The sequence below is a fragment of the Moryella indoligenes genome (genome assembly GCF_030812885.1).
GTDB lineage: Bacteria > Bacillota > Clostridia > Lachnospirales > Lachnospiraceae > Moryella > Moryella indoligenes.
On the sequence record NZ_JAUSTO010000036.1, the window covers coordinates 1 to 1,888 of the forward strand.

The following is a 1,888-nucleotide window of genomic DNA, read 5'->3' on the forward strand; positions in this document are numbered from 1 at the left end:
GAGGTGGAGCATGCCAATCCGGAACTGGGGTCAGGTTTATGGCGAGCTAGCAATCATTACGAGGATCGGCTGCCGGACTAAGTTCCAAATACCGTCAAAAACGGGCAGAAACCCTGCCTGCTCTTGACATACCATCCGGTATGGATTATATACGAAGCAACCGCCAAACGGCCGGAACCGCTTATCATCTGGGCTGTTTGGCAAAAATCATATCACAGGAAATCCTATTTACAGAGATTCCTTCATACACTCGGGCTAAGAAACAGGACTTTCAGGACTTTCGATTGCAATCCGGGCGAAGGTGGAAGTTACCGCTTCAAAATGGAAGTTAGGATTTCAACTGATCCTATGTTTAAGGGAGATTTTTATGCTGATAGAGTATGAACTAAATAAAATCAAGAAGAGTTTTTTGTTCAAGAACACTTCTGAGAACGAAATTCGTCAATTTGTAAAAAATTATCACTGCAGCATTGTTAAATTTGACCGAAACGATTGTATAATTACACGTGAGGAGATTTCTAAACGCATAGGGATAGTGCTAAGCGGTACGGTAGGTATCTATTCCGACAGCTTCTATGGCGGGCACACGCTTATAGGACTCGGCGGCCAGCATTACCTTTTCGGGTTCATTGCCATTTTTTATAACAAGCATAATTCAATTACCACGCTTTACAGCCATGACAATTGCACTGTTGCTTTCTTTGATATCCCGTCTAGCCTCAATTCTGTTGAGTTTATCAGATCAACTCCACCACAGATTCTTTCAAACATATACGAGATGTTAACCATCCACATCAGGGACGATTTTGACCGCCAGCAGATTATCAGCAGCAAATCTGTAAAAGTGAAGCTTGCAAGGTATATGATATATTCAAGCAAGTATGCGGGTTCAATGCAGTTTGACATAAAGATGAACCGCACCGAACTGTCCAATTTTCTTGGAACATATCGCACGACGCTCTCACGCGAACTGAGTCGTATGGAACGCGAGGGACTCATACGCACGGAAAGGAGCCTTATAACTATCCTTGATTACAGGAAGTTACTTGATATTGAAATGATGAGCTATTGAGGGAAGGAGTGGAATTAACTATAAATGCCCGGAGTAGTAATGAAAAACTTACTGCGGGCATTTGGCTAGGCTCTTCATGAGCAGTATGCTGTTAGCATATAAATAGTGCCTGCTCAACAAAGCCTCCGAAAAATCACGAACAACTATGTACATCTGCGGTATGAGGTTATGCAGCTTCGAATTCGATGAAATGGATGGAATCCGATCCATTTTCGCTTTCTGCAAAATAAAGCAAAAAAATATTGCCAGCAGGAATCGCAAATAAATTCGTCACAAACACTGACAGGGCAATCGATGACAATGTCGTATCTGACATGCTGGCCATGATCAGTCCTGCGCCGATGCACCGCTTGTCCAGGATGAAGAAGCGTTCAACCTCGATCCGGTCGGTATTGTCTTGGTATTCCTCCTTGGTTGACGTTTTCCTGGACGGCCTGCCAAGCTTGGGGCCCGACATCTGGATTCCATGCTCTTTGCAGTAATCACGGTTCTTTCGCGTCCGGTAGATCTGGTCAACCAGCGCCCTTTCGGGATAATGGCCGTTACGCCGATAGTACGCCTCAACCGCTCTCTGAAATACGGAACTTTCATTGTATAGGTCGAACTGGATCTTTTCCAGCCGGGCATGCCCCTTTTCATCGATGCTGACATCATATTTTGCACCGAACTCAGTCGGGGCCTTTGCCTTTCCGCGAACGATTGGTCTCAGGTACGGTTGACTGATGCTGACAATCCGTCCTTCAACGCGATGCGTATGTTTGTCAAACATGTATTTTTGCTGGCGAGAGTGTATGAAGGAATCTCTGTAAATAGGAT

At 44.7% G+C, this 1,888-nt stretch carries 2 protein-coding genes; one reads left to right on the top strand and one right to left on the bottom strand.

Annotated features, from left to right (window positions below; all coding sequences use genetic code 11):
- The first annotated feature begins 367 nt into the window (after positions 1-367).
- Positions 368-1,072 (top strand): Crp/Fnr family transcriptional regulator, encoded by a 705-nt coding sequence (locus J2S20_RS12025; RefSeq protein WP_307255570.1) that lies wholly within the window; start codon positions 368-370, stop codon positions 1,070-1,072.
- Positions 1,073-1,238: 166 nt separating this feature from the next.
- On the opposite strand, the gene J2S20_RS12030 is transcribed toward J2S20_RS12025, so the two are convergent.
- A partial coding sequence (locus tag J2S20_RS12030) for a transposase (RefSeq protein WP_307255571.1) occupies positions 1,239-1,888 on the bottom strand: 650 nt, incomplete at its 5' end.

Excerpts from the sequence above, each read along its gene's own strand:
- J2S20_RS12025 (WP_307255570.1), top strand. The coding sequence starts at position 368 with ATGCTGATAGAGTATGAACTAAATAAAATCAAGAAGAGTTTTTTGTTC.